The 23,430-nt window shown below is 66.7% G+C and carries 18 protein-coding genes; 12 read left to right on the top strand and 6 right to left on the bottom strand.

Going from position 1 to position 23,430, the window contains the following annotated elements; genetic code table 11:
• Window positions 1–91 precede the first annotated feature (91 nt).
• The 4 genes from MIC448_RS02885 (at window position 92) to MIC448_RS02870 (ending at window position 4,732) form a co-directional block, all read left to right on the top strand.
• Window positions 92–1,021 (top strand): proteasome assembly chaperone family protein, encoded by a 930-nt coding sequence (locus MIC448_RS02885; protein WP_036295778.1) that lies wholly within the window; start codon window positions 92–94, stop codon window positions 1,019–1,021.
• Between the two features lie 241 nt (window positions 1,022–1,262).
• Entirely contained in the window at window positions 1,263–2,690 is a 1,428-nt protein-coding gene (locus MIC448_RS02880) for an RNA polymerase sigma factor (protein WP_036295828.1), read from the top strand.
• 3 nt (window positions 2,691–2,693) lie between these two features.
• Window positions 2,694–3,977: a MurT ligase domain-containing protein gene (locus MIC448_RS02875; protein WP_051513023.1), complete on the top strand. Its 1,284-nt coding sequence runs from the start codon at window positions 2,694–2,696 to the stop codon at window positions 3,975–3,977.
• Window positions 3,974–4,732: a hypothetical protein gene (locus MIC448_RS02870; protein WP_036295776.1), complete on the top strand. Its 759-nt coding sequence runs from the start codon at window positions 3,974–3,976 to the stop codon at window positions 4,730–4,732. Before MIC448_RS02875 ends, MIC448_RS02870 begins: the two co-directional genes overlap by 4 nt.
• Window positions 4,733–4,747: 15 nt before the next feature.
• On the opposite strand, the gene MIC448_RS02865 is transcribed toward MIC448_RS02870, so the two are convergent.
• Window positions 4,748–4,966, bottom strand: coding sequence for a hypothetical protein (locus MIC448_RS02865; RefSeq protein ID WP_036295774.1), 219 nt, complete (start codon window positions 4,964–4,966; stop codon window positions 4,748–4,750).
• A gap of 179 nt (window positions 4,967–5,145) precedes the next feature.
• Here MIC448_RS02865 and MIC448_RS02860 point away from each other — a divergent pair, with 179 nt between their 5' ends.
• Window positions 5,146–7,236: a type IIA DNA topoisomerase subunit B gene (locus tag MIC448_RS02860; protein ID WP_081766148.1), complete on the top strand. Its 2,091-nt coding sequence runs from the start codon at window positions 5,146–5,148 to the stop codon at window positions 7,234–7,236.
• A gap of 119 nt (window positions 7,237–7,355) precedes the next feature.
• Here MIC448_RS02860 and MIC448_RS02855 read toward each other — a convergent pair whose 3' ends face one another.
• A complete protein-coding gene (locus MIC448_RS02855; protein WP_036295772.1) occupies window positions 7,356–9,785 on the bottom strand; it encodes a DNA topoisomerase (ATP-hydrolyzing) subunit A in 2,430 nt (809 codons plus the stop codon).
• Between the two features lie 54 nt (window positions 9,786–9,839).
• Between MIC448_RS02855 and MIC448_RS02850 the strand changes: the two genes are divergently transcribed.
• Window positions 9,840–10,979 (top strand): alkaline phosphatase family protein, encoded by a 1,140-nt coding sequence (locus tag MIC448_RS02850; protein WP_036295771.1) that lies wholly within the window; start codon window positions 9,840–9,842, stop codon window positions 10,977–10,979.
• Between the two features lie 14 nt (window positions 10,980–10,993).
• On the opposite strand, the gene sepH is transcribed toward MIC448_RS02850, so the two are convergent.
• The gene (sepH, locus tag MIC448_RS02845; RefSeq protein WP_036295769.1) at window positions 10,994–11,983 is read right to left on the bottom strand and encodes a septation protein SepH; all 990 of its coding nucleotides are present in this window, start codon (window positions 11,981–11,983) and stop codon (window positions 10,994–10,996) included.
• Window positions 11,984–12,188: 205 nt separating this feature from the next.
• Here sepH and MIC448_RS02840 point away from each other — a divergent pair, with 205 nt between their 5' ends.
• Window positions 12,189–12,479 carry a DUF4193 domain-containing protein gene (locus MIC448_RS02840; RefSeq protein WP_036295767.1) on the top strand — a complete coding sequence of 97 codons (291 nt, stop codon included), beginning with the start codon at window positions 12,189–12,191 and terminating at the stop codon, window positions 12,477–12,479.
• Here the strand turns inward: MIC448_RS02840 and MIC448_RS02835 are convergent.
• On the bottom strand, window positions 12,437–12,928 hold the full coding sequence (locus tag MIC448_RS02835) for a DUF3093 domain-containing protein (RefSeq protein WP_036295766.1): 492 nt from the start codon (window positions 12,926–12,928) through the stop codon (window positions 12,437–12,439). The two genes, MIC448_RS02840 and MIC448_RS02835, sit on opposite strands and share 43 nt — an antisense overlap.
• 12 nt (window positions 12,929–12,940) lie before the next feature.
• Between MIC448_RS02835 and dut the strand changes: the two genes are divergently transcribed.
• The 5 genes from dut to dxs all read left to right on the top strand — a co-directional run bounded on the left by dut (window position 12,941) and on the right by dxs (window position 19,871).
• Window positions 12,941–13,402, top strand: coding sequence for a dUTP diphosphatase (dut, locus tag MIC448_RS02830; RefSeq protein ID WP_036295764.1), 462 nt, complete (start codon window positions 12,941–12,943; stop codon window positions 13,400–13,402).
• A complete protein-coding gene (locus tag MIC448_RS02825; protein WP_036295761.1) occupies window positions 13,399–14,001 on the top strand; it encodes a DUF3710 domain-containing protein in 603 nt (200 codons plus the stop codon). Before dut ends, MIC448_RS02825 begins: the two co-directional genes overlap by 4 nt.
• Window positions 13,998–14,783, top strand: coding sequence for a DUF3159 domain-containing protein (locus tag MIC448_RS02820; RefSeq protein WP_036295758.1), 786 nt, complete (start codon window positions 13,998–14,000; stop codon window positions 14,781–14,783). The genes MIC448_RS02825 and MIC448_RS02820 overlap by 4 nt, the downstream gene beginning before the upstream one ends.
• 179 nt (window positions 14,784–14,962) lie before the next feature.
• The gene (locus tag MIC448_RS02815; protein WP_036295755.1) at window positions 14,963–17,797 is read left to right on the top strand and encodes an aconitate hydratase; all 2,835 of its coding nucleotides are present in this window, start codon (window positions 14,963–14,965) and stop codon (window positions 17,795–17,797) included.
• Window positions 17,798–17,906: 109 nt separating this feature from the next.
• The gene (gene dxs / locus MIC448_RS02810) at window positions 17,907–19,871 is read left to right on the top strand and encodes a 1-deoxy-D-xylulose-5-phosphate synthase (RefSeq protein ID WP_036295752.1); all 1,965 of its coding nucleotides are present in this window, start codon (window positions 17,907–17,909) and stop codon (window positions 19,869–19,871) included.
• A gap of 144 nt (window positions 19,872–20,015) precedes the next feature.
• Here dxs and MIC448_RS02805 read toward each other — a convergent pair whose 3' ends face one another.
• Window positions 20,016–22,157: a 3-hydroxyacyl-CoA dehydrogenase NAD-binding domain-containing protein gene (locus MIC448_RS02805; protein ID WP_036295819.1), complete on the bottom strand. Its 2,142-nt coding sequence runs from the start codon at window positions 22,155–22,157 to the stop codon at window positions 20,016–20,018.
• 5 nt (window positions 22,158–22,162) lie between these two features.
• Window positions 22,163–23,368 carry a thiolase family protein gene (locus tag MIC448_RS02800; RefSeq protein ID WP_036295749.1) on the bottom strand — a complete coding sequence of 402 codons (1,206 nt, stop codon included), beginning with the start codon at window positions 23,366–23,368 and terminating at the stop codon, window positions 22,163–22,165.
• Window positions 23,369–23,430: the final 62 nt, after the last annotated feature.

Below are 23,430 nucleotides of genomic sequence, written 5' to 3'. Positions count from 1 at the left end.
AGCCGCTGACCCATGCGGGGCGTCGCGGTGTTCGCTGTGAGCGCGACCGCTCAGCGCGGCCCGACCCTTCGGTGGCTCGTAGAGTGGACCCATGCCCCCGTTCGGTCCTCTCTACGCGACGTCTCCTGACGCGCCCGAGGTGCCCCGCGGTCTGCCGCTGGTCATTGCTATGACGGGCTTCACGGATGCCGGGAGCGCCGTCGCCCAATCGATCGACGTCCTGCGCGACGGTGTCGACAACGTGCCCGTCGCGACGTTCTCGAATGATGCGCTGCTGGACTACCGGGCACGTCGCCCGGTGATCTCCTTCGACCAGGACCACCTCACGGACTACGTGCCGCCGCGCCTTGAACTGGCGCTCGCCCACGACCTCATCGGCCAGCCCTTCTTGACGTTGACCGGGTACGAGCCGGACTTCGCGTGGGACGCGTTCACTCACGGCGTGGTCGAACTCGTCACCTCGCTCGGGGTGGAGTCCGTCACCTGGGTCCACGCGATCGCCATGCCGGTGCCGCATACCCGCCCGATCGGCACGACAGTCAGCGGCAACAGGGCCGACTTGATCTCGGCTCACTCGGTCTGGCAGCCGCACACTCAAGTGCCCGCGACCGTGGGGCACCTGCTCGAGATGCGTTTCGTGGAGCAGGGTGTGAACACCTCCAGCTTCGTGATGCTCGTGCCGCACTACTTGGCCGATGCGGAGTTCCCGGCGGCGGCCATCGCGGCGCTCGAGAGCATCACACTCGGGAGTGGCATCGCGCTGCCTACGGAAGACCTGAGAGAAGAGAACCTGGGCTTTCTCGCCAAGGTCGACGAGCAGATCTCTGCCAACGATGAGCTGGCGACGATGCTCGAGAACCTCGAGTCGCGCTACGACCAGTACATGGCCGGCTCGCCGTTGCGTTCGTCGTCCCTGGGTGAGTTCGATCTGCCGAGCGCGGACGAACTCGCGGCCGAGCTTGAGCGGTACCTGGCTTCGCGTCCCGCGGGCGATGACGAGAAGCACACCGGGCTGTCCTGATCTCGCCGCTCGGCACGCGCGGGCTCTGATCGGCGTACCGGGGAATGCGTGGGTGCGCTCCCGTGTTCACATGAGAGTGCCATTGGGTGGCTCGCATCGAGCGTGCGATGTGCCATAATGGACAATCGGACCCGTTGTCAACCGTGAGTGCCTCACTCAGGACTTGACAAGGGTCTTACTCGTGCCCGCAAACGACCGAGTGCATCAAATGTCTGAGACGAGATGCGCCGGTGAAAGGCGAATTGTGACACCTTCTCGCACCTCCACGAAGGATCCCGTCGAAGAGACGGAGACCACGGCGGTCAAGGCTGCTCCGCGCGCCCGCAAGGCTCCCGCAGCAAAGGCTGCGGCGACCAAGGCTCCTGCGAAGGCGCCTGCTGCTAAGACTGCTGCCGCTAAGAGTGCTGCCGCTAAGCCCGCAGCAACGAAGTCGGCTGCAACCAAGGCTGCGCCGGCCAAGTCGGCGAAGGCGAAGGCATCGAAGGCTGTCGACGAAGACGCCATCGATGAGGACATCGAGCCCGACGAAGAGGTAGACGTCGAGGTGGATGTCGCGGACGACGACGAGGCAGTCACGACTCCGGCTGCCAAGACCGAAGCATCCGATTCGACGGATGACTCCTCCGACGACGATGAGGACGAAGACGGCAATAAGAAGAAGCCGGTCTTCACCGAGCCCCTGCCCACGGGCGCGATCGTCATCTCGTCGAGCGACGAGGACGACGTTCCGGTCTACTCGGCCCAGATCACCGGCGCCACGGCAGACCCCGTCAAGGACTACCTGAAGCAGATCGGTAAGGTTCCGCTGCTGAACGCGGCCGAAGAGGTCGAGCTCGCGATGCGTATCGAGGCGGGCCTGTTCGCCGAAGAGAAGCTCTCGGCGCTCAGCGACACCGAAAAGCGGTCGCAGCTCGGTCGCGACCTGACCTGGGTGGCGAAGGACGGCCAGCGGGCCAAGTCGCACCTGCTCGGCGCGAACCTCCGACTCGTCGTCTCACTCGCGAAGCGCTACACCGGTCGTGGCATGCAGTTCCTGGACTTGATCCAGGAGGGCAACCTCGGTCTGATCCGCGCTGTCGAGAAGTTCGACTACACCAAGGGCTTCAAGTTCTCGACGTACGCCACCTGGTGGATTCGTCAGGCGATCACGCGTGCCATGGCCGACCAGGCCCGCACGATCCGTATCCCCGTCCACATGGTCGAGGTCATCAACAAGCTCGCCCGCGTGCAGCGCCAGATGCTGCAGGACCTGGGTCGCGAACCCACGCCCGAAGAGCTCAGCCGCGAACTCGACATGACCCCCGAGAAGGTCATCGAGGTTCAGAAGTACGGGCGCGAGCCGATCTCGCTGCACACGCCCCTGGGCGAGGACGGCGACAGCGAGTTCGGTGACCTCATCGAGGACACCGAGGCCGTCGTGCCGGCGGATGCCGTGGGCTTCACGATGCTGCAGCGTCAGCTCGAGTCGCTCCTGGACTCGCTCAGCGAGCGCGAGGCCGGCGTGATCCGCATGCGCTTCGGCCTGGGCGATGGCATGCCGAAGACGCTCGACCAGATCGGTGACACGTTCGGCGTGACGCGCGAGCGGATCCGTCAGATCGAGTCCAAGACCATGGCGAAGCTGCGGCACCCGTCGCGGTCGCAGTCGCTGCGGGACTACCTGGAGTAGGCCGTGCGCAGCGCGATCGGCGTCGCCGTGGGGCGGGCCGTGCAGTGGTTGCTGCGCGTTCGCGGGGGCAAGGGCAGCGGTGCCCCCGGCCTCGTGACGAACAGGATCGCTCCGGCCCTTCTGCCGCGAGTGCTGGCGTCTTTCCCCCAGGGGCTCGTCGTCGTGAGCGGGACCGCGGGCAAGTCGACCACCACGAAGATGGTCGCTGGCCTTCTGCGCGCGCACGGGATGCGGGTGTTCACGAACTCGTCGACCGCGAACCTGCCGCAGGGCATCACGTCGGCGGTACTCGATCAGGGCGACTGGCGGGGGCGTGTAGACGCCGACATCGCCGTGCTCGAGATGGACGAGGCGTTCGGTGCACTCATGTCGTCGACCTTCGAGGCCCGCGTGGTCACCCTGACGAACATCAACCTCGACGACATCGCTCGTTTCGAGTCATCCGACCGGGTCACACGTCTGCTTACGGCCATCGCGCTGCGGGCCCGTTCGGCCGTCGTCCTGAACGCGGACGACGCGTCGCTCGAGATCGTGGCAGCTTCGCTCACCGAGGCGGCGCCGGGAGTATCCATCCGGCGCTTCGGTGTTTCCGCAGACGTGATGGCGACGCATCCGCAGGGTCTGGGCTCGGTGCGCACTGCGAAGGAGCGTCTCGGCGAAGGACTCGGCACACGCGTCGAGACCGTGTCCGGCCGTGACGCCGTGATCGACATTGGCGGATCCCGCCAGGAGGTCACCCTCCCGGCGCGAGGCGTTCATTTCGCCGTCGATGCGGCGGCCGCATTCGAGACGGCGCGCGCGGTCATGGGCGACGCGTTCGATGCATCCCTCGCCGCTTCCACGCTGTCGACACTCGACCCGGTCTTCGGGCGCGGCGAGACGGTCGAGATCGCCGGACAGCAGATCGAGTGCGTCCTGGTCCAGAACACCGCGAGCTTTCAACTCAACATCGACGCGTTGCGGCCGGGACTCGAACGCGTGTTCGTCGGAATCGGCGACGAAGAAGAAGACACTTCCTGGTTGTGGACCGTGCGAACGCACGCGCTCGGCCGCGTCGATATCGTCGCCGGACCCAAGGCGGACGCCATGGCGAACCGGTTGGCCTACGACGGCGTGCCGTTCGACGCCGTCGACGTCGACCTCATCCGCGGGTTCGAGGCGTTTCTGGCGCTGCCGGCCCCGTCGACCGGTGTCAAGACCGTGGTCTTCACCTCACGCAGCATGCGCAAGATCCGCGGCCACTACGGACTGACCTCCGAAGAGGTCAAGAAGGCGGGCATCCGATGAGTGACGTGCTCTCGATCGTTTCCCTCTTTCCCGAGCGACTCAATATCCACGGCGATGCCGAGAGCGCCGACGTCCTTCGCGTTCGTGCTGGGTGGCGCGGGATCGAGGCGCGAGTCACGACGATCACCAGCGCCCAGGATGCCTCGGGTCTGCGTCCTGACGCGATCACCATCGGGGCGGGCTTCGATGCCGATGCGCCCGAGGTCCTCGCCGGGTTGCGCGAGATAGCGGACGAGCTGAACGCGTGGGTCGAGTCCGGAACCGTCCTGCTGGCGATCGGACTGGGCTGGGAGATGCTGTCGCGTTCGCTCGAGCTTGGCCGACCGGACCCGCTGTCGGGCATCGGTATCTTCACCGGTCGGAGCGTCGCGTCTGAGCGTCACGTCGGCCGGATCTCGGTCGACAGCGAATGGGGTGCGCTCACCGGCTACGAGTACCACCTGCGTGACTACGTGCTGGGCGAGGACGAACGCCCTCTCGGCACGGTGGCCTCCGGAACGGGAAATATCGGAACGGTCCAGAGCGGGGCTGCGCGCTTCGAGGGTGCCGTGCGGGGGACTGCCTATGGGACAGGCATCCGCGGTCCGGTTCTCGCGCGCAATCCCGTGTTCGCCGACCACCTGCTCGAGCTCGCGGCGGCCCATGCGGGACTGGCGCTCGCGAACGGGGCTCCGGCGGGTCCGTTAACGACAGCGGACGACCACGCCGCCAAAGCGAACGTGATCGTCCGTCGTGCACTCGGTCTGTCGGCCTGAGCGCAAAAGAACTGTTTAGGCCTCGACCAGACGAGCTGTCTCGTCGTGCCATGAGGTCGAGATGCTGCGGAGCTTGTCTTCGTACTTGCGGCCGTGGTGGGCGCAGAAGAGAAGCTCACTACCGTTGACCTCGGCGGCGATGTACGCCTGCGCTCCGCAGGAGTCGCAGCGGTCCGCGGCCGTCAGACGGTAGGCGATCGTGGCTTCTTCGGTGGGTGTCATGAGCGTGTTCATCGCAGTGCCTCCTCGTGATCGCCAATGTCTTGCAAGTCCTTCATACAACCACGGGTTTGTTACGGTGAGGGCCCGATTCGATGACATTTCGCTGACCGCGTACGGCGGCCCACGGACCCGGTATCGGTGCCCGTGTGTCGGCGGAGAAGGCGGCTTGCCCGCTTGTACGCTGGGAGATTGTGACGTCCGAGTATTCTGCGCATCATCTTCAAGTCCTCGAAGGGCTCGAAGCCGTGCGCAAACGGCCCGGCATGTACATCGGCTCGAACGGGTCGCCCGGGCTCATGCACTGCCTGTGGGAGATCATCGACAACGCGGTCGACGAGACCCTCGGCGGCAACGGCTCGAAGATCGATGTCGTCTTGCACGGTGACGGCAGCGTCGAGGTGCGCGACAAGGGACGAGGCATCCCGGTCGACGTCGAACCCCGTACCGGTCTGTCGGGTGTCGAGGTCGTCTTCACCAAGCTGCACGCCGGCGGCAAGTTCGGCGGCGGGTCGTATGCGGCGTCCGGCGGATTGCACGGTGTCGGCGCATCCGTCGTCAACGCCCTCTCGGAGCGTCTGGATGTCGAGGTCGATCGCGGCGGCAAGACCTGGGCGATGTCGTTCCACCGGGGCGAGCCCGGTCTGTTCGCAGACAAGGGAGAGCCGAGCCCGTCGGCCCCGTTCACGCCATTCGACGAGCGCAGCGAATTGCGGGTTGTCGGCAAGGCTCCCCGTGGAGTAACCGGCACACGCGTTCGTTACTGGGCCGACAAGCAGATCTTCACGCCCGACGCGGCATTCCAGGTCGACGAACTCGCAACGCGCGCCCGTCAGACCGCGTTCCTGGTCCCGGGACTCGAGATCGCGGTACGCGACGAGCGTGCCGGTGTCGAGCCGACGGATGTCTCCTACCGCTTCGATGGCGGAATCTCCGAGTTCGTCGAGTTCCTCGCACCGGATGCTCCGATCACGGACACCTGGCGACTGACCGGCACCGGGACCTTCACCGAGACGGTGCCGGTGCTGCAGGCATCCGGAACCATGGTCGCTACCGAGGTCGAGCGCACCTGCTCCGTCGACATCGCGCTGCGCTGGGGGACCGGCTACGAGACCGTCACCCGCTCGTTCGTCAACATCATCGCCACGCCCAAGGGCGGCACGCACCAGCAGGGTTTCGAGCAAGAAATACTGAAGGTGATGCGTCAGCAGGTCGAGGCGAATGCGCGGCGCCTGAAGGTCGGAAACGACAAGCTCGACAAGGATGACGCTTTGGCGGGCATGACCGCCGTCCTGACGGTGAGCCTTCCCGAACCGCAGTTCGAAGGACAGACGAAGGAGGTCCTCGGGACCCCCGCCGTTCGGCAGATCGTCGCACAGGTCGTGCGGAAAGAGCTTGGCGCGCTGTTCTCGTCGACGAAGCGCGACGACAAGGCGCAGACGTCGCTGCTGCTCGACAAGGTCGTCTCGGAAATGAAGGCGCGTCTGTCCGCCCGTGCCCACAAAGAGACGCAGCGGCGCAAGAACGCTCTCGAGTCCTCATCACTGCCGGCCAAGCTCGTGGACTGCCGATCGAACGACGTCGCCCAGTCAGAGCTCTTCATCGTCGAGGGTGACTCCGCGCTCGGCACCGCCAAGCTCGCGCGCAACAGCGAGTTCCAGGCCCTGCTTCCCATTCGCGGCAAGATCCTCAACGTCCAGAAGGCATCGATCAGCGACATGCTGAGCAACGCCGAGTGCGCGTCGATCATTCAGGTGATCGGTGCGGGATCCGGACGCTCGTTCGACCTCTCGCAGGCGCGCTACGGCAAGGTCATCCTGATGAGCGACGCCGATGTTGATGGCGCGCACATCCGCACGCTGCTGCTCACGCTCTTCTTCCGTTACATGCGCCCGCTCATCGAGGACGGCCGTGTGTTCGCCGCCGTGCCGCCGCTGCACCGCGTGATCGTGAAGCATCCCGGTACCAAGCCGAACGAGATGATCTACACGTACAGCGAGACAGAGCTCAACGCCCTGCTCGCCAAGCTCTCGAAAGCCGGCCGCACCTGGCAGGAGCCGATCCAGCGCTACAAGGGCCTGGGTGAGATGGACGCCGACCAGCTCGCGACGACGACGATGGATCGCGGCGGCCGGATGCTTCGCCGCGTGCGGATCGAGGATGCCGAGGCCGCTGAATCGGCTGGGCGTACCTTCGAGCTGCTCATGGGCAACGAGGTCGCCCCGCGGCGCGAGTTCATCATCGACTCGTCCGCACGCCTCGAGCGCGACCGCATCGACGCCTGACCCTTCCCGGTCGTAGGGCCTGAGTTCGGTCACTGAGCCTGTCGAAGTGACCAGTTGTGCCCAGGGCGTTCCGGTGCGCCCTTCGACAGGCTCAGGGAGCGTGGTGTATTCCGCCGGGGCTAGAGGGCGCGGCCGACCGAGCCGACGGGCGCGTCAAGCGGCTGACCCGAGGCATCTCGCTTCGCCCCGGGCTCCGGGAGCGTACGAGCCGAGCCATCCGTCCCGACCGCGCGCAGGGGAGTGGCACCCACCCACGCGAGCGTGAGCTCGTCCTCGCCCTTCAGGAACGCGTGTGCGCGCACACCGCCGGTCGCGCGACCCTTCGCAGGGAACTCCGCGAACTCCGAAACCTTGGCGCGACCCGCGTCGGTCCCCGGGAGTGCCCCGGCCGTGCCCGAGACGGTGACGACGACGGCCTCCGGCTCTCCGACCGAACCGAAGAAGATCGCGTTGGCCGATCCGATGTTCATGCCCGCCATGCCGCCTGCCGAAGCGCCCTGTGGACGCACCGATGACGCCGCGAAACGCAGCAGGCGCGCATCGTCCGACACGAAGACGAGTTCGGATTCGTCGGGCGCGGATGCCGCCCCCACAACGCCATCGCCGGGCTTGAGCGCGATGATCTCGATCTCGGGCTTGGGCGGCAGCGCGGACGGGATGATCCGCTTCACGACGCCCTGCCTGGTGCCGATAGCGAGAGGTGTGTCGATGTCGAGGCGGGTGAGCATCACGACCCGCTCCGCCTTGTCTGTGAGACCGAGGTAGTCGCGCAGGGCCACCCCCGCGGCGAGCTGGACGGATGCCGGGGGCACCGAGGGCAGGTCGACCGGGCTGAATCGCAGCATCCGCCCGCGGTTCGTGATCGCCCCGAGTTCGCCCCGTACCGTCGTGCGCACGTCGGTCAGCAGCGCGTCGTGCTTGCTGCGCCGCGTCGGCGAGACGATCTCGGTGCCCTCGGACAGATCCACGCGCACGGCGCGGCCGGTCGTCGACAGGACGACGATCGTCGGCGCATCCACGATCTCGAGGATCGGCGCGTTGCGAGACGGACGCGCGACGGCGGGCGCGGCGTTCGTGAGGAGCGTCCGGCGCGGAGTGCCGAGCTTCTCGGCGATCGCGTCGAGTTCGGTGGCGACCTGCTTGCGCAGCAGGGCGTCGCTTCCGAGCAGCTCTTCCAGTTGCGCGATCTCGGCGAGCAGTTGGTCGCGCTCGGCCTCGAGTTCGATACGCGAGAACTTCGTCAGGCGGCGCAGGCGCAATTCGAGGATGTACTCGGCCTGGAGCTGACTGAGGTCGAACACCTCCATCAGCCGGGTGCGCGCCTGCTCGCCATCATCGGATGCCCGGATGACCTGGATGACCTCGTCGATGTCGAGGATCGCGATCAGCAAGCCGTCGACGAGGTGCAGACGCTCGCGGCGACGATCGAGTCGGTAGCGGCTGCGGCGGGTGACCACCGAGAGACGGTGGTCGACGTATACGCGCAACAACTCGCGAAGGCCCAGAGTGCGGGGCTGCCCCTCCACGAGGGCGACGTTGTTGATGCTGAACGAGTCCTCGAGCGGCGTCAGCCGGTACAGCTGATCGAGCACGGCCTGCGGGTCGAATCCGGTCTTGATGCCGATCACGAGGCGCGTGCCGTGTGTGCGGTCGGTCAGATCGGCGACGTCGCTGATGCCCTGCAGCTTCTTCGACTGAACAGCATCCTTGATCTTCTCGATCACGCGCTCGGGACCGACGAGGTAGGGCAGCTCCGTGACGACGATGCCCGTCTTGCGGGGACCGAGGCTCTCGATCGAGGTCTTGGCTCGGGTTTTGAACGATCCCCGGCCGGTCTCGTAGGCGTCACGGACGCCCTCGAGGCCGACGATGACACCACCGGATGGCAGATCCGGCCCGGGCACGTAGGCCATCAGGTCGTCGAGCGTCGCGTCGGGGTTCTCGAGCAGATGAATGGCCGCGCCGACGACCTCGATGAGGTTGTGCGGCGCCATGTTCGTGGCCATGCCGACGGCGATGCCGCTCGCGCCGTTGACCAAGAGGTTCGGGTACGCCGCGGGCAGAACCTCGGGCTGCTGGAACTGGTTGTCGTAGTTCGGGATGAAATCGACGACGTCTTCATCGAGGCCCTCGGCCATAGCGAGCGCCGCGGGTGCGAGGCGCGCCTCCGTGTACCGGGATGCCGCGGGCCCGTCATCGAGCGAGCCGAAGTTTCCGTGCCCGTCGACCATGGGCACGCGCTGCGAGAACGGTTGAGCGAGACGCACGAGAGCGTCGTAGATGGGCGCGTCGCCGTGAGGATGGAGCTTTCCCATGACTTCGCCGACGACGCGTGCGCTCTTGACATGTCCACGGTCGGGACGAAGCCCCATCTCGGACATCTGGTACACGATGCGGCGCTGGACCGGCTTCATGCCGTCGCGCGCGTCGGGCAGTGCCCGCGAGTAGATCACCGAATAGGCGTACTCGAGAAAAGATCCCTGCATTTCGCTGGAGACGTCGACATCTTCGATGCGCTCGGCAGGGGGCTCGGAAACAGGTGCGGGCATGGGGTCCTTCGGGCGAGAACGAGGGCCGTTGGCACGTGTGCGAGACTGGCCCCGATGTCTCTTATGCTACCGGCGGAGCCCGCTCACGCCCGGAGCCTCACCGCTCTGGTGCCGGATGTGGTGGCCTCGCTCACGTCCTCGTCGGGGACCGCGACGCTGCCGTCCGCACGCAGCGCGATCATGGTCGTGATCGATGGTCTCGGAGCCGCGAACCTGGCTGCGCGCGCCGGTCACGGCCGGTTTCTGACATCGGCGATGCGCAAGAAAGATGTCGCGCGTTCCGTCTTCCCGACCACCACCGCCGCCGCGTTGACGAGCCTCATGACCGGGAGCGACCCGGGGGCGCACGGCATCGTGGGATATCGCGTCCGCGTGCCCGGGACGGACGTGCTCGCGAACCAGCTGACGGGCTGGGAGTCCGATGGTCTCGATCCCGCCGTGTGGCAGCGCCGGCCGACGTTGTTCGAGACCGCGGCATCCGTCGGCGTCGAGGGCTTCGTCGTCAGTCGTGAAGAGTACCGCCACTCGGGATTCACGCGTGCGGCCTTCCGCGGCTCGACCTTCGACTCTGCGGCGTCGTTCGCCGACAGGCTCGCGCTCGCCCTCGAACACGCCACAGCAGGCGAAAACCGTCTCGTGTACGCCTACGCACCCGAGCTCGATTCGGCGGGACACCGGTACGGATGGGAGTCCGACGAGTGGATCGCGGCACTCGAGGAAGCGGATGGCGCGGTTCGTTCGCTCGCGTCAGGCCTGCCCGCCGACATCGGCGTGCTGGTCACGGCCGACCACGGGATGGTCGACGTACCCCGTACCGGTCACATTCTGCTGCGGGAGGGCGATGACCTGGTCGACGGCGTCGCCGCCATCGCCGGAGAGCCGCGGATGCTGCATCTCTACGCCGAGCCTGGCCACGAAGAATCAATGCTCGAGCGTTGGCGCGCCTCGGAGTCGAGTCGATCGTGGGTGTTCTCGCGCGACGAGGCCGTTGCGGCGGGACTCTTCGGCGAGGTCGACGCCGGGGTGCTGCCGCGGATCGGCGACGTGCTCGTCGCGGCGCGAGGTCGAGTGGCCTACTACGACGACCGACTCACGGATAAGGCGTCGCAGAGGATGATCGGGCAGCACGGTTCGCTGACATCGGCGGAAAGGATCGTCCCGCTCATCCGGCTCGGTGCGTACGCCCCGAACTGACCGACCTGATCTTCTTACTGGTCGCCGTCGCCGCGCGCGCCGAAGACGATCTCGTCCCACGACGGCATCGCATTGCGACCGCGTCGGCGACCCTGAGCGTCGGCGACGACCGTGTCTTCGCGCGGCTCGGCCGGGGCTGATTCGTCGTAACCGGGTTCGAGCGCGTCGAAGAGCGCGACGGGAGCGGCAGGAGCCGCGTTCTCTTCGGCCATCCCCGGAGCGCTCTCGCGCTGTCCGCGTCGACGCCGGAGCGCCTCGAGCAGGTCCGCGGTCTCGGCACTCGTGTTCGAAGTCTCGGTAGCGCGATTGACGGCAGCCTCGGAGGCCGCGGGGGCAGCGGACGGATCGAGGTCGCGACGGGGACCAAACGCGCCACTGTCGAACCGGGTGTCGTCCTTCATCGAGGGGGCGGAGTCGAGCGCGCGCAGCCGCGGGATCAGACCCTCGGGCAGGGATCCCTGACGGGAGAGCTGTTGGGCGTCCGCGTTGAGAGGCGAGAGAGCGCTACGCCGCGGATCAAAGGTCCAGCGGGCGTCGTGCTCGATATCCCCGACCTGGAACTGCAGTTTGACGATCCACCCTGACGGATCTTTCCAGCTCGACCAGCGCTCGCCTGCGGCGGCGACCTCGGCGAGCTTCGCCCGCATCGCGGCGCCGAACGTGGGCTGCGCCTCGGCATCGTCGACCGCGCCCAGCAGAACGGGCACAGCGAGGGCGAGACCGACGATGTGCTCGCGCTCCGCGAGAACGGGGCCTTCGTAGCGAATGACATCTTCGAGTCGAGCGCCGAGAAGCTGCGCCACCTCCTGCGCCGACAAACCCGAGCGAATCTGCGCCTGGATCTCGCGCGGGCTGGGTCGTGCGGCGCCCGATTCCGGCGCTGATTGGGCGCGACGAACCTCAGCGCGTAGGACATCATCGATCACCAGGGCGAATGTCTCGCCCGAGTCCGTCGCTACGATCAGTCGCTCATCCTCGGTGCGGATGACCTTGAGCTCTTTCATGCGACACGCCTTCTTCCGCGTTTCCGGTTCCGCCATCGTTACACGCGTGCGGGGTGGTCCCGGGAATATCCAGCGCGCGCCGCCCGTTTGCCTCCGAGCGGATGTCGAATCGCAGCATTTGCTAAATGCTCTGCGGTGATGCAAACTAGCGCCGCCTGTTCGGCACCGCTCCACTGCACGCAATGAAAGAAGTGACCTAAACCCCATGGCTACGGACTACGACGCTCCCCGCAAGACCGACGACGACAGTGAGTCGATCGAGGCCCTGAAGGAGCGCGTTCCCGACAAGCTTTCCGGTGCCGTCGATGTCGAGGATGCCGACAACCCCTCGGGCTTCGAATTGCCGGGCGCCGACCTCTCGGACCTCGAGTTGGACGTCGTCGTGTTGCCGCCTCAGGAGGACGAGTTCACCTGCGTGAACTGCTTCCTGGTGAAGCACCGCTCACAGGTCGATCACGAAGACTCGGTCGGACTCATCTGCCGCGACTGCGCGTAATCACGCGCCCGGTTGATCGCCGCCGCGAGGCGGTCGGGGGTGCGGGTCGAGATGACCCACGAGACGACAGGGTCGTCCGGATCCTCGAGCGGGATGACCACGAGTCCGTCGATCCCGCCCCGGATGACGAGCCACGAATCGCGGTCGAGTCCCGGTCCGCGAGCGTTTCGCGCTTCGTCGCCCAAGAAGGCGACCGGGGCACCGAGCCACTCGACCCCGATGCGCGCACGCCCGGCGCGGAGCACACCCTCGCGCACCTCGACGACGGGCGATAGGGCGACGAGCGCGGCGATGATCAGTGCCCCGACGGCGGCACCGGTGATAAGCGCGAGCGTCGGGTCGAGCGGTGCGAGAACGAGCGCCGCCATCGGACCGACGACCGCGGCGGACACCAAAATCAGTAGCGAGGGCGTGAGCCGCTCGCGATACTCCGTACGTTGCTTCTGCATTACCCTCGATGAGTGACCGATTCCGTGGACGTTCTCATTATCGCTCCAGAACCTCCGACCTACGCTCACCCCGGTGACGCCGGCGCCGATCTGGTCTCTGCTGATTCGCTTCGATTGGCCCCTGGCCAGCGTGCCCTCGTCGGAACGGGCGTCTCGATCGCGTTGCCCGACGGTTATGTCGCCTTTGTCGTGCCGCGCAGCGGCCTGGCTACCAAGCACGGCATCACGATCGTCAATTCCCCGGGCACGGTCGATGCCGGATACCGGGGCGAGATCAAGGTGACTCTGTTGAACACGGATGCTTCCGAGCCCTACGACATCGCCGTGGGCGACCGCATCGCACAGCTCATCGTCATGCCTGTGAGTCGGGCGAACTTCATCCCGGTCGAGACACTCCCCGAGAGTGTCCGCGGCGAAGGCGGGTTCGGTTCCACCGGCTACCAGGCACCTCAAGCACAGGAGGTCGGCGCATGAGCGACGACGGCACGACCGCAGACCCGGCGGCCAAGTCCGCACCCGCCGACCGTGCGACCGGCGGCCCATTCGACGAATCCGAAGCGAATCCCGTTCGCCCGTACATCGACCTGGGTGGCATCAAGGTGCTGCCGCGCGAGGGTTTGAACCTGCGTCTCGAGATCGAAGAGCAGTCCAAGCGCATCGTCGCGGTCGGGCTCGATTACGCCGGATCGACGTTGCAGGTGCAGCCGTTTGCGGCGCCCCGCACCGGCGGCCTGTGGCACGAGACCCGTGCGCAGATCCGCGAGCAGGTTCGCCAGCAGGGTGGGCGTGTCGAGGAGCGCGAAGGTCCGCTCGGCCCTGAATTGCTAGCCGAAGTGCCCGTCATCGCCGGCGCGGAGGGAACGTCGGGCAAGCGCCTGGCGCGGTTCGTGGGTGTGGATGGGCCTCGGTGGTTCTTGCGCGGCGTGATCGGCGGGGCCGGTGCATCCGATATCGAGGCAGCGGCGCAGGTCGAGGACCTCTTCCGGTCCATCGTCGTCGTCCGTGGCGGAACGCCGATGCCGCCGCGCGAGTTCATTCCGCTGAAGATGCCCGCGACCCCGGGTTCGGCGTGACCGACCCGCAGTCCGCACCACGGGATCCTGCTTCGGGCGGGGATCCCGCGCTGACGACGCCGCCGCCGGCTTCGGAGGCGCTCGGCTCAGCCCTCGCCGGGGCCGCACGTCGCGCCGGCCTCGACCCGAGCGCAGACCGATCGACCGGCCATGTGGTGTGGCATGCGATGGGCGGATGGCGGGGGATCGTCGAAGCCGTCGTTCCCGGCGTGGTGTTCATTGCCGTCTACACACTGACGATGGATGCCGAGACGGGCGACGGTGACCTGTTCTGGTCTCTCGGCCTCTCCGTCGGGATCGCGGCTCTCTTCACGATTGCGCGGCTCTTCGCGCGCCAGCCCGTGACCTCCGCCGTCAGTGGCCTGCTCGCGGTCGTGGTTGCGGCGGCGTTCGCGATCTTCACGGGCGAGGCGAGCAACAACTTCATCCCGGGCTTCATCACGAACGCGCTCTACGGCGCGGCCTTCTTGATTTCGGCATTCGCGGGATGGTCGATCATCGGCCTTGCCGTCGGGTTCCTGATGGGGGAGGGTACGGCCTGGCGGCGCGACCGCCGCAAGCGGCGCGCTTTCTTCTGGCTCGCCATCGCATGGGCAGCACTTTTTGCCGCGCGTCTGCTCGTGCAGTTCCCGCTATACCTCGCTGACAACGTCGCGGCTCTCGGCACGCTCAAGCTCGTCATGGGCATTCCCCTGTTTGCGCCGCTCCTCGCAGTGAGCTATCTGGTCGTGCGAGCGCTCTATCCACCCGCGCCGAAAGAAGACGTCTCCGAGCCCGTGTGACACAGGGGTTCGCGCCGCAGTCGGTGGTACGATTTATCTCGACATCAAGATAAATCGACCCCCTTCCCCCTTGTCGCTCAGCGGCGCACACTGGTAAGGGTCGCCTTGCTAGCCCCGCCCGGAACGCCCCGGGAAGATGGAGGCCGGTGAGTGGTCAGCTACCTGAAGGAGACGGCATCGTGGCATCGGTCAACAGCTTCGGAGCGCAAAGCACTCTGACGGTCGGGGGAACCGACTACGAGATCTTCCGGCTCGACGCGGTCGAGGGGTACGACAAGCTCCCGTTCAGCCTGAAGGTGCTGCTCGAGAACCTGCTTCGCACCGAGGACGGTGCGAACGTCACGCGTGCGCAGATCGAAGCGCTCGGATCGTGGGACGCCGCGGCCGAGCCCGACACCGAGATCCAGTTCACGCCCGCTCGCGTCGTGATGCAGGACTTCACGGGTGTGCCCTGCATCGTCGACCTCGCCACCATGCGTGAGGCCGTCACGACGCTCGGCGGAAACCCCGACAAGATCAACCCGCTCTCGCCCGCCGAGATGGTCATCGACCACTCGGTCATCGCCGACCTCTTCGGCTCCGAGAACGCGCTGGAGCGCAACGTCGAGATCGAGTACGAGCGCAACGGTGAGCGTTACCAGTTCCTCCGCTGGGGCCAGACGGCGTTCCACGACTTCAAGGTCGTTCCTCCCGGAACCGGAATCGTCCACCAGGTCAACATCGAGCACCTCGCCAAGGTCATCTACGACCGCACGGTCGATGGCGTGCTGCGCGCCTACCCCGACACCTGTGTCGGTACGGACTCCCACACCACGATGGTCAACGGCCTGGGCGTGCTCGGCTGGGGTGTCGGTGGCATCGAGGCCGAGGCCGCGATGCTGGGGCAGCCCGTGTCGATGCTGATCCCGCGCGTCGTCGGCTTCAAGCTCACCGGCGAGATCCCGGCCGGCGTGACGGCGACGGACGTCGTCCTCACGATCACCGACATGCTGCGCAAGCACGGTGTCGTCGGCAAGTTCGTCGAGTTCTACGGCGACGGTGTCGGCTCGGTACCGCTCGCCAACCGCGCCACCATCGGAAACATGAGCCCGGAGTTCGGTTCCACCGCGGCGATATTCCCGATCGACGACGTCACGATCGAGTACCTGCGCCTGACCGGCCGCGACGAGCAGGCGGTCGCCCTGGTCGAGGCCTACGCCAAGGAGCAGACGCTCTGGCACGACGCGTCCCGCGAGCCCGCGTTCAGCGAGTACATGGAACTCGACCTGTCGACGGTGGTCCCCTCGATCGCCGGCCCCAAGCGCCCGCAGGACCGCATCCTGCTCTCGGAGTCGAAGGCGCAGTTCCAGAAGGACATCCTCAACTACGCGACCGCCTCGACCTCCGAGTCGATCGTCGACCTCGAGTCACAGGGCTCGTTCCCGGCCTCCGACCCGGGCGGGGCTCCGGGCGAAGAAGAGACCGAGACGCACGACGTGCACATCTCCAGCGGGGGTCAGCACGCCGCGTCCAACCCGGTTCGCATCACGCCCGCCGAGGGCTCGCCCTACATGATCGACAACGGTGCTGTCACTCTCGCGGCGATCACGTCGTGCACCAACACGTCCAACCCGTCGGTCATGATCGCCGCGGGGCTCCTCGCACAGAAGGCTGTCGAAAAGGGCCTGAAGAGCAAGCCGTGGGTGAAGACCACGCTCGGCCCCGGGTCGAAGGTTGTGACCGACTACTACGAGAAGTCCGGACTCGACAAGTCGCTCGAGGCGCTGGGTTTCTACACCGTCGGCTATGGCTGCACGATCTGTATCGGCAACTCGGGCCCACTCATCGAAGAGGTCTCGGCCGCGATCAACGACCACGACCTGGCCGTCACCGCCGTCCTGTCGGGCAACCGCAACTTCGAGGGCCGCATCAGCCCCGACGTGAAGATGAACTACCTCGCGTCGCCGCCGCTGGTCGTGGCGTACGCCCTGGCCGGTTCGATGAACTTCGACTTCGAGACCGACGCCCTCGGCAAGGACTCGTCGGGTCAGGACGTCTTCCTGAAGGACATCTGGCCCGCACCCGACGAGGTGCAGGAGGTCATCGACCACTCGATCTCGCGCGAGCAGTTCATCACGCAGTATGCGACGGTCTTCGAAGGCGACGAGCGCTGGAAGAACCTGCCGACGCCGACCGGCCCCGTGTTCGAATGGGACGAGGACTCGACGTACGTTCGCAAGGCGCCGTACTTCGATGGCATGACGATGGAGCTGACCCCGGTCAGCGACATCCAGGGTGCTCGTGTCATGGCGACCCTCGGCGACTCGGTCACGACCGACCACATCAGCCCGGCCGGAAACATCAAGATCGGAACGCCGGCCGCGAAGTACCTCGAGCAGCACGGTGTGCGCCAGAAGGACTTCAACTCGTACGGCTCGCGTCGTGGCAACCACGAGGTCATGATCCGCGGCACGTTCGCGAACATCCGTCTGAAGAACGCGCTCGTCAGCGCCGTCAACGATGGCGCGGTCGTCGAGGGCGGTTACACCCGTGACTTCACGCAGCCCGGCGGCCCGCAGTCGTTCATCTACGACGCCAGCGAGAACTACGCCGCTCAGGGCACGCCCCTGGTGATCTTCGGCGGCAAGGAGTACGGGTCCGGTTCGTCGCGTGACTGGGCGGCCAAGGGCACGAGCCTGCTGGGTGTCAAGGCCGTCATTACCGAGAGCTTCGAGCGGATCCACCGCTCGAACTTGATCGGAATGGGCGTCGTTCCCCTGCAGTTCCCCGCGGGGGAGAGCTGGGAGTCGCTGGGGCTCGACGGCACCGAGATCGTCTCGATCACCGGGCTCGAGAAGCTGAACGAGGGCGTTACGCCCAAGACGGTCACCGTCACGGCGACTCCGAGCGAATTCTCGGCCGAGGGCAAGGCGACAGTCGAGTTCGAGGCCGTCGTCCGCATCGATACCCCCGCTGAGGCCGACTACTACCGCAATGGCGGCATCCTCCAGTACGTGCTGCGTTCGCTGGTCTGACCGGCGCATCCGGCGAGCGGCGGGCCGGCGATCCGCCAGCGTCCCGTCCGCTCGCCGGGCACCGAGCTAGACTTTCGAGAGGGCCGCGCACGCCCGCGAAGGGAGTGGCATGGGTCTGTTGGAGACGATTTCGAGTCCGCGCGATCTCGACGCGCTCACGGTCGAACAGCTCGCCGAACTCTCGGCCGAGATCCGCACGTTCCTCATCGAGAACGTGTCCCGGACGGGTGGGCACCTCGGTCCGAACCTGGGCGTCGTTGAGTTGACCGTTGCGCTGCACCGCGTCTTCGATTCGCCGAACGACCCGATCATCTTCGACACGGGCCACCAGTCCTACGTGCACAAGCTGCTCACCGGGCGCCAGGATTTCGACGGGCTTCGCACCCGTGGCGGCCTCGCCGGTTACCCGCAGAGGTCCGAGAGCGAGCACGATGTCGTCGAATCGTCCCACGCCTCGAGCTCACTCAGCTGGGCCGACGGCGTCTCGCGGGCTCTGACGCGCACGGGTCGCCGCGACCGTCATGTCGTCGCCGTCGTCGGCGATGGTGCCCTGACGGGCGGCATGACGTGGGAGGCGCTCAACAACATCTCCGACGACAACGATCGCAACCTGGTGATCATCGTCAACGACAACGGTCGCTCGTATGCGCCGACGATCGGCGGCATGGCGCGATATCTGAATCGCGTTCGCACCAACGAGGCATACCAGACGCTGTACCGCTCGTCCGGGTCGTTCTTCTCCCGTCTTGGCCCCGCGGGTCGCGCTATGTACCGCGGTCTCCGTGGCGGTGCGCACGGCTTCCTCTCGCGGTTCGCCAACAACGCGGCGCTGTACTCGAATCTCGACATCAAGTACCTCGGCCCGGTCGACGGGCACGACCTCGAGACCCTCATCGAGACTTTGCGTCTCGCGAAGGAGTACGGCGCGCCGGTCATCGTCCACGCGATCACCGAAAAGGGGCAGGGCTTCGAGCCTGCTCGCAACGACGAGGCTGACCAGTTCCACGCGGTGGGTCGTATCGACCCGCTGACGGGTGTGACGCTCGGTGGCGAAGCCGCGACGGCGTGGACGGATGTCTTCTCCGACCAGCTGGTCAAGATCGGCGACGAGCGCGAAGACGTCATCGCGATGACGGCGGCGATGCTCCGCCCGGTCGGGCTGCTGCCGTTCGCTCAGAAGTATCCCGATCGTGTCTACGACGTCGGCATTGCCGAGCAGCACGCCGTCGCCTCGGCGGCGGGGCTCGCGTACGGCGGGTTGCACCCGGTGGTTGCGATCTACGCAACGTTCATGAACCGCGCGTTCGATCAGGTGATGATGGATGTCGGCCTGCACCGTGCGGGCGTGACCTTCGTGCTCGACCGGGCCGGCGTGACGGGCCCCGACGGCCCGAGCCACCACGGCATCTGGGATCTGGCGATGCTGCAGCTCGTGCCGCATATCCGCATTGCCGCCCCGCGAGACGCCGCGCGGCTGCGCGAAACGCTCGACGAGGCCGTTGCGGTCGACGACGCCCCCACGGTCGTGCGCTTTCCGAAGGGTGAGGTCGGAGCGGACCTGCCCGCCCTCGAGCGGCTGGCCGATGGGACGGATGTCCTCGCGCGCGGCGCGAGCGAAGATGTTCTGCTCGTGGGTATCGGACCCATGGCGCACATCGCGATGGACGTCGCCGAGCGTTTGGCGGCTCAGGGCATCGGGGCGACGGTGATCGATCCGCGCTGGGTCGTCCCCGTTACGCCGTCCGTTGTCGAATTCGCGTCCCGCCACCGCCTCGTCATCACGATCGAGGACGGCATCCGCGTCGGCGGTATCGGTACTCGGATTCGCCAGGTGCTGCGTGAGGCCGGGGTGGACACCGCGGTCGACGAGCTCGGTCTGCCCGACGAGTTCATCCCGCACGCATCCCGCGCTCAGATCCTGGCCGATGCGGGGCTCACCGCACCGAAGATCGCCCAGGACGTCGTGTCCCAGGTGCTCGGCACGCGAATCCCCGTGGCGCGCCAGCCCGACGAGCAGCCGGTGTGGCTCAGCGACGTTCGTCTGCGCGAGCGGGACGACACGCGCGGCGCCTGATCCGCCATTGCGTACAGCTGGTCGCTTCGACAAGCTCAGCGACCGTGCGGCCGCTCACGCTCCCTGAGCCTGTCGAAGCGAGCTGCCGGCCCCATGACGAAGAGGGCCCGAACTGCACGGTTCGAGCCCTCTCCGTTTCCGCGATTAGCGCGAGCCGATGCCGCGGATGGGCGGCTCGTGGAATGTCGCACCGAACGCGTTCTCGGAGGCCCCGACCCGATCCAGGTAGGGCGAGGCTCCACCGTCGATGAAGGGCCAGGCGGCACCCAGGATCAGACACAGGTCGATGTCTTCGACCTCGGGCACGACGCCCTCATCGAGCATGATCTTCATCTCCTGCGCGAGCCCGTTCTGCACCCGGTTCAGGATCTCTACCTCGGAGACCGGAGAGGACGCCGTGACGAGCACCTTCTGGGCGGCCTTCGTCCAACCCGTGACCTTGCCGTTCTTGTCTTTCTCCACGACCTCGGGCAGCGCGGCGAGCTGGTGGAAGTTCTCCGAAGCGAAGTAGCGGTCCGGGAAGGCTGCAGCCATCGTGTCCTGTACGTGGGCAGCGACCTTCCATCCGACCAGGTCGATCAGCTGGAACGGCGACATCGGCAGGCCGAGGGGCGCGAACGCCTTCTCGACCGTGAGCAGAGGCGTTCCCTCGTACACGGCGCGTGCGGCCTCACCCATGACCTTCGCGAGGAGTCGGTTGACGACGAAGCCGGGCGCGTCCGCGGTGAGCACCGCGTTCTTGCCGAGGCCCTTCGCCACGACGAAAGCGGTCGAGAGCGCAGCATCCGTGGTCGCGTCGATCCGGACGATCTCGATGAGCGGCATGACAGCGACCGGGTTGAAGAAGTGGAACCCGACCAACCGCTCCGGATGCTCCAGCTTCGACCCGATCTCGGCGACCGACAGCGACGAGGTGTTGGTCGCGAGGATCGCGTCGTCGGCGACGACGGCCTCGATCTCGGCGAACACCTGCTGCTTGACGCCGACCTCTTCGAAGACCGCCTCGATCACGAAGTCGCAGTCGGCGTACTCGGATTTGTCGGTCGTGCCGCGCACCAGGCTCCGCAGCTTGTTCGCTGCGTCGCCGTCCAGCCGACCCTTCGCCTCGAGCTTGCCGATCTCGTCGTGGATGTGTGCCACGCCCTTGTCGACGCGAGCCTGGTCGAGGTCGGTGATCAGAACCGGGACCTGAAGCTTGCGCACGAAGAGCAGTGCGAACTGGCTCGCCATCAGGCCGGCGCCGATGATGCCGACCTTGGTGACGGGCTTTGCGAGCGCCTTGTCCGGTGCCCCGACGGGACGCTTCGCGCGCTTCTGCACGAGATCGAACGCGTACATCGACGCCGCGAACTGGTCGCCCGCGATCAGGTCGGCCAGAGCCTCGTCTTCGCGCGCGAACCCCTCGGCCTTGGTGCCGGACTTCGCCTTGTCGAGCAGATCGAGGGCGACGTAGGGCGAGCGGGGCACGGTGCCGATGCGGCTCTCGAGCATGTTGCGCGCCATCTTGATGGCGATCGGCCACTTGGTGAGCCGCTCCATCTTGCCCGGCTCGTTCTTGCGCGAGACCTTGACCGAGCCAGAAAGCACGCCGTCGGCCCAGCGAAGGGAGCTTTCGAGGTAGCTGGATGCCGGGAAGATCGCATCCATGATCCCGAGATCGAACGCCTGCTGCGGCTTGAGCATGCGGTTCTGCTTGAGCGGGTTGGAGATGACGACCTCGAGGGCGTTCTCGATACCGATCAGGTTCGGGAGCAGGTACGCGCCACCCCATCCGGGAATCAGGCCGAGGAACACCTCGGGCAGCGCGATCGCTGCGGCCGAGGCATCCACGGTCCGATACGTCGAGTTGAGCGCGATCTCGAGTCCGCCGCCGAGCGCGAGCCCGTTGACGAATGCGAAGCTCGGCACTCCGAGCTCGGACAGGCGTCCGAGGGTCTGGTGCCCCCGCTGAGCGATCAGCAGGGCGATCTCACGCGACGGGAGCTTCGAGACCTCGGACAGGTCTGCGCCGGCTGCCAGGATGTAGGACTTGCCGGTGATGCCGACGGCCTGGATCTCACCGTCTGCCGCACGCTTCGCGAGACCGGAGAGGGTCTCGTCGAGCGCGGCCAGAGTAGCGGGTCCCAGGGTGTTGGGTCGGGTGTGATCGCGGCCGTTGTCGAGCGTGATCAGGGCAAGCACCTTGCCGCTGGCCAGGCGCACGTCGCGGACGATGGAGCGCGTGACGACCTCGTCGGCGCTGAGCGCCTCGAGGGGGGAGAAATCGATCGAGTCGTAGTTGGTCATTCCGATCACTTCCGCTTCTTGCCGTCGTAGAAGGGGTTCTCCCAGATGACGGACCCACCCTGTCCGAGCCCCACGCACATGGCCGTCAGGCCGTATCGCACGTCGGGACGCGTCTTGAATTGCGCGGCGAGCTGGATCATGAGGCGGACACCGGATGCCGCGAGCGGGTGTCCGACCGCGATCGCACCACCCCAGGGGTTCACGCGCGGGTCGTCGTCCGCGACGCCGAAGTGATCGAGGAGCGAGAGGACCTGGATGGCGAAGGCCTCGTTCAATTCGAACAGGCCGATGTCGTCGATCGTCAGCCCGGCCTTCTTGAGCGCCTTCTCGGTCGAGGGGACCGGCCCGATGCCCATGATTTCGGGCTGCACGCCGGCGAAAGCGAAAGACACGAGCTTCATCTTGGGCTCGAGGCCGAGTTCCTTCGCGGCCGCACCGCCCGCGAGCAGGCTCACGGTCGCGCCATCCGTCAGGGGGGATGCCGTCCCGGCCGTGACGCGGCCGTGGGGACGGAAGGGGGTCTTCAGGGCGGCGAGCCCCTCCATCGTGGTCTCGGGACGACGTCCCTCGTCCTCGGTTGCGAGGCCCCATGCTCCGTCCGCGTTCTTGATGGCGACGGGAATGAGGTCGGGCTGGATGACGCCGGCGTCGTATGCCGCCTGTACCTTGTGCTGGCTCAACATTCCGAAACGGTCCGCGCGCTCTTTGGTGAGGTGCGGGAAGCGATCGTGGATACGCTCGGCGGTCACACCCATGTTGAGCGCGTCTGCCGACACAAGCTTCTCCGTGAGGAACCTCGGGTTCGGGTCGGCGCCGATACCGAGGGGGTGACGGCCCATGTGCTCGACTCCACCCGCGATCGCGAGGTCGTACATACCGATGCCGATGCCACCCGCGAGCGTCGTGACGCTCGTCATCGCCCCCGCACACATGCGGTCGATCGCGAATCCGGGTACCGACTGCGGTAGGCCCGCGAGAATCGCGGCGGAACGACCGAGTGTCAGCCCCTGGTCGCCCTGCTGGGTGGTGGCCGCGATGGCCACGTCGTCGATGCGCTCACCCGGTACGTCGGGGTTGCGCTCCATCAGACCGATCATCGCCTTCACGATGAGGTCGTCGGCGCGAGTATTCCAGTACATGCCCTTTTCGCCGGCGCGCCCAAACGGGGTACGCACACCATCGACGAAATAGACGTCCGAGTTCACGGCCACACTGCCTCCAGATTTGGGGTTTTCTTCAGCCTACGAACGTGCCCGAGGCGACCCGAATCGGT

Origin of the sequence: Microbacterium sp. C448 (genome assembly GCF_000582705.2) — a bacterium.
Classification (GTDB): domain Bacteria; phylum Actinomycetota; class Actinomycetes; order Actinomycetales; family Microbacteriaceae; genus Microbacterium; species Microbacterium lacus_A.
This window is presented reverse-complemented; position numbering and strand designations above follow the sequence as displayed.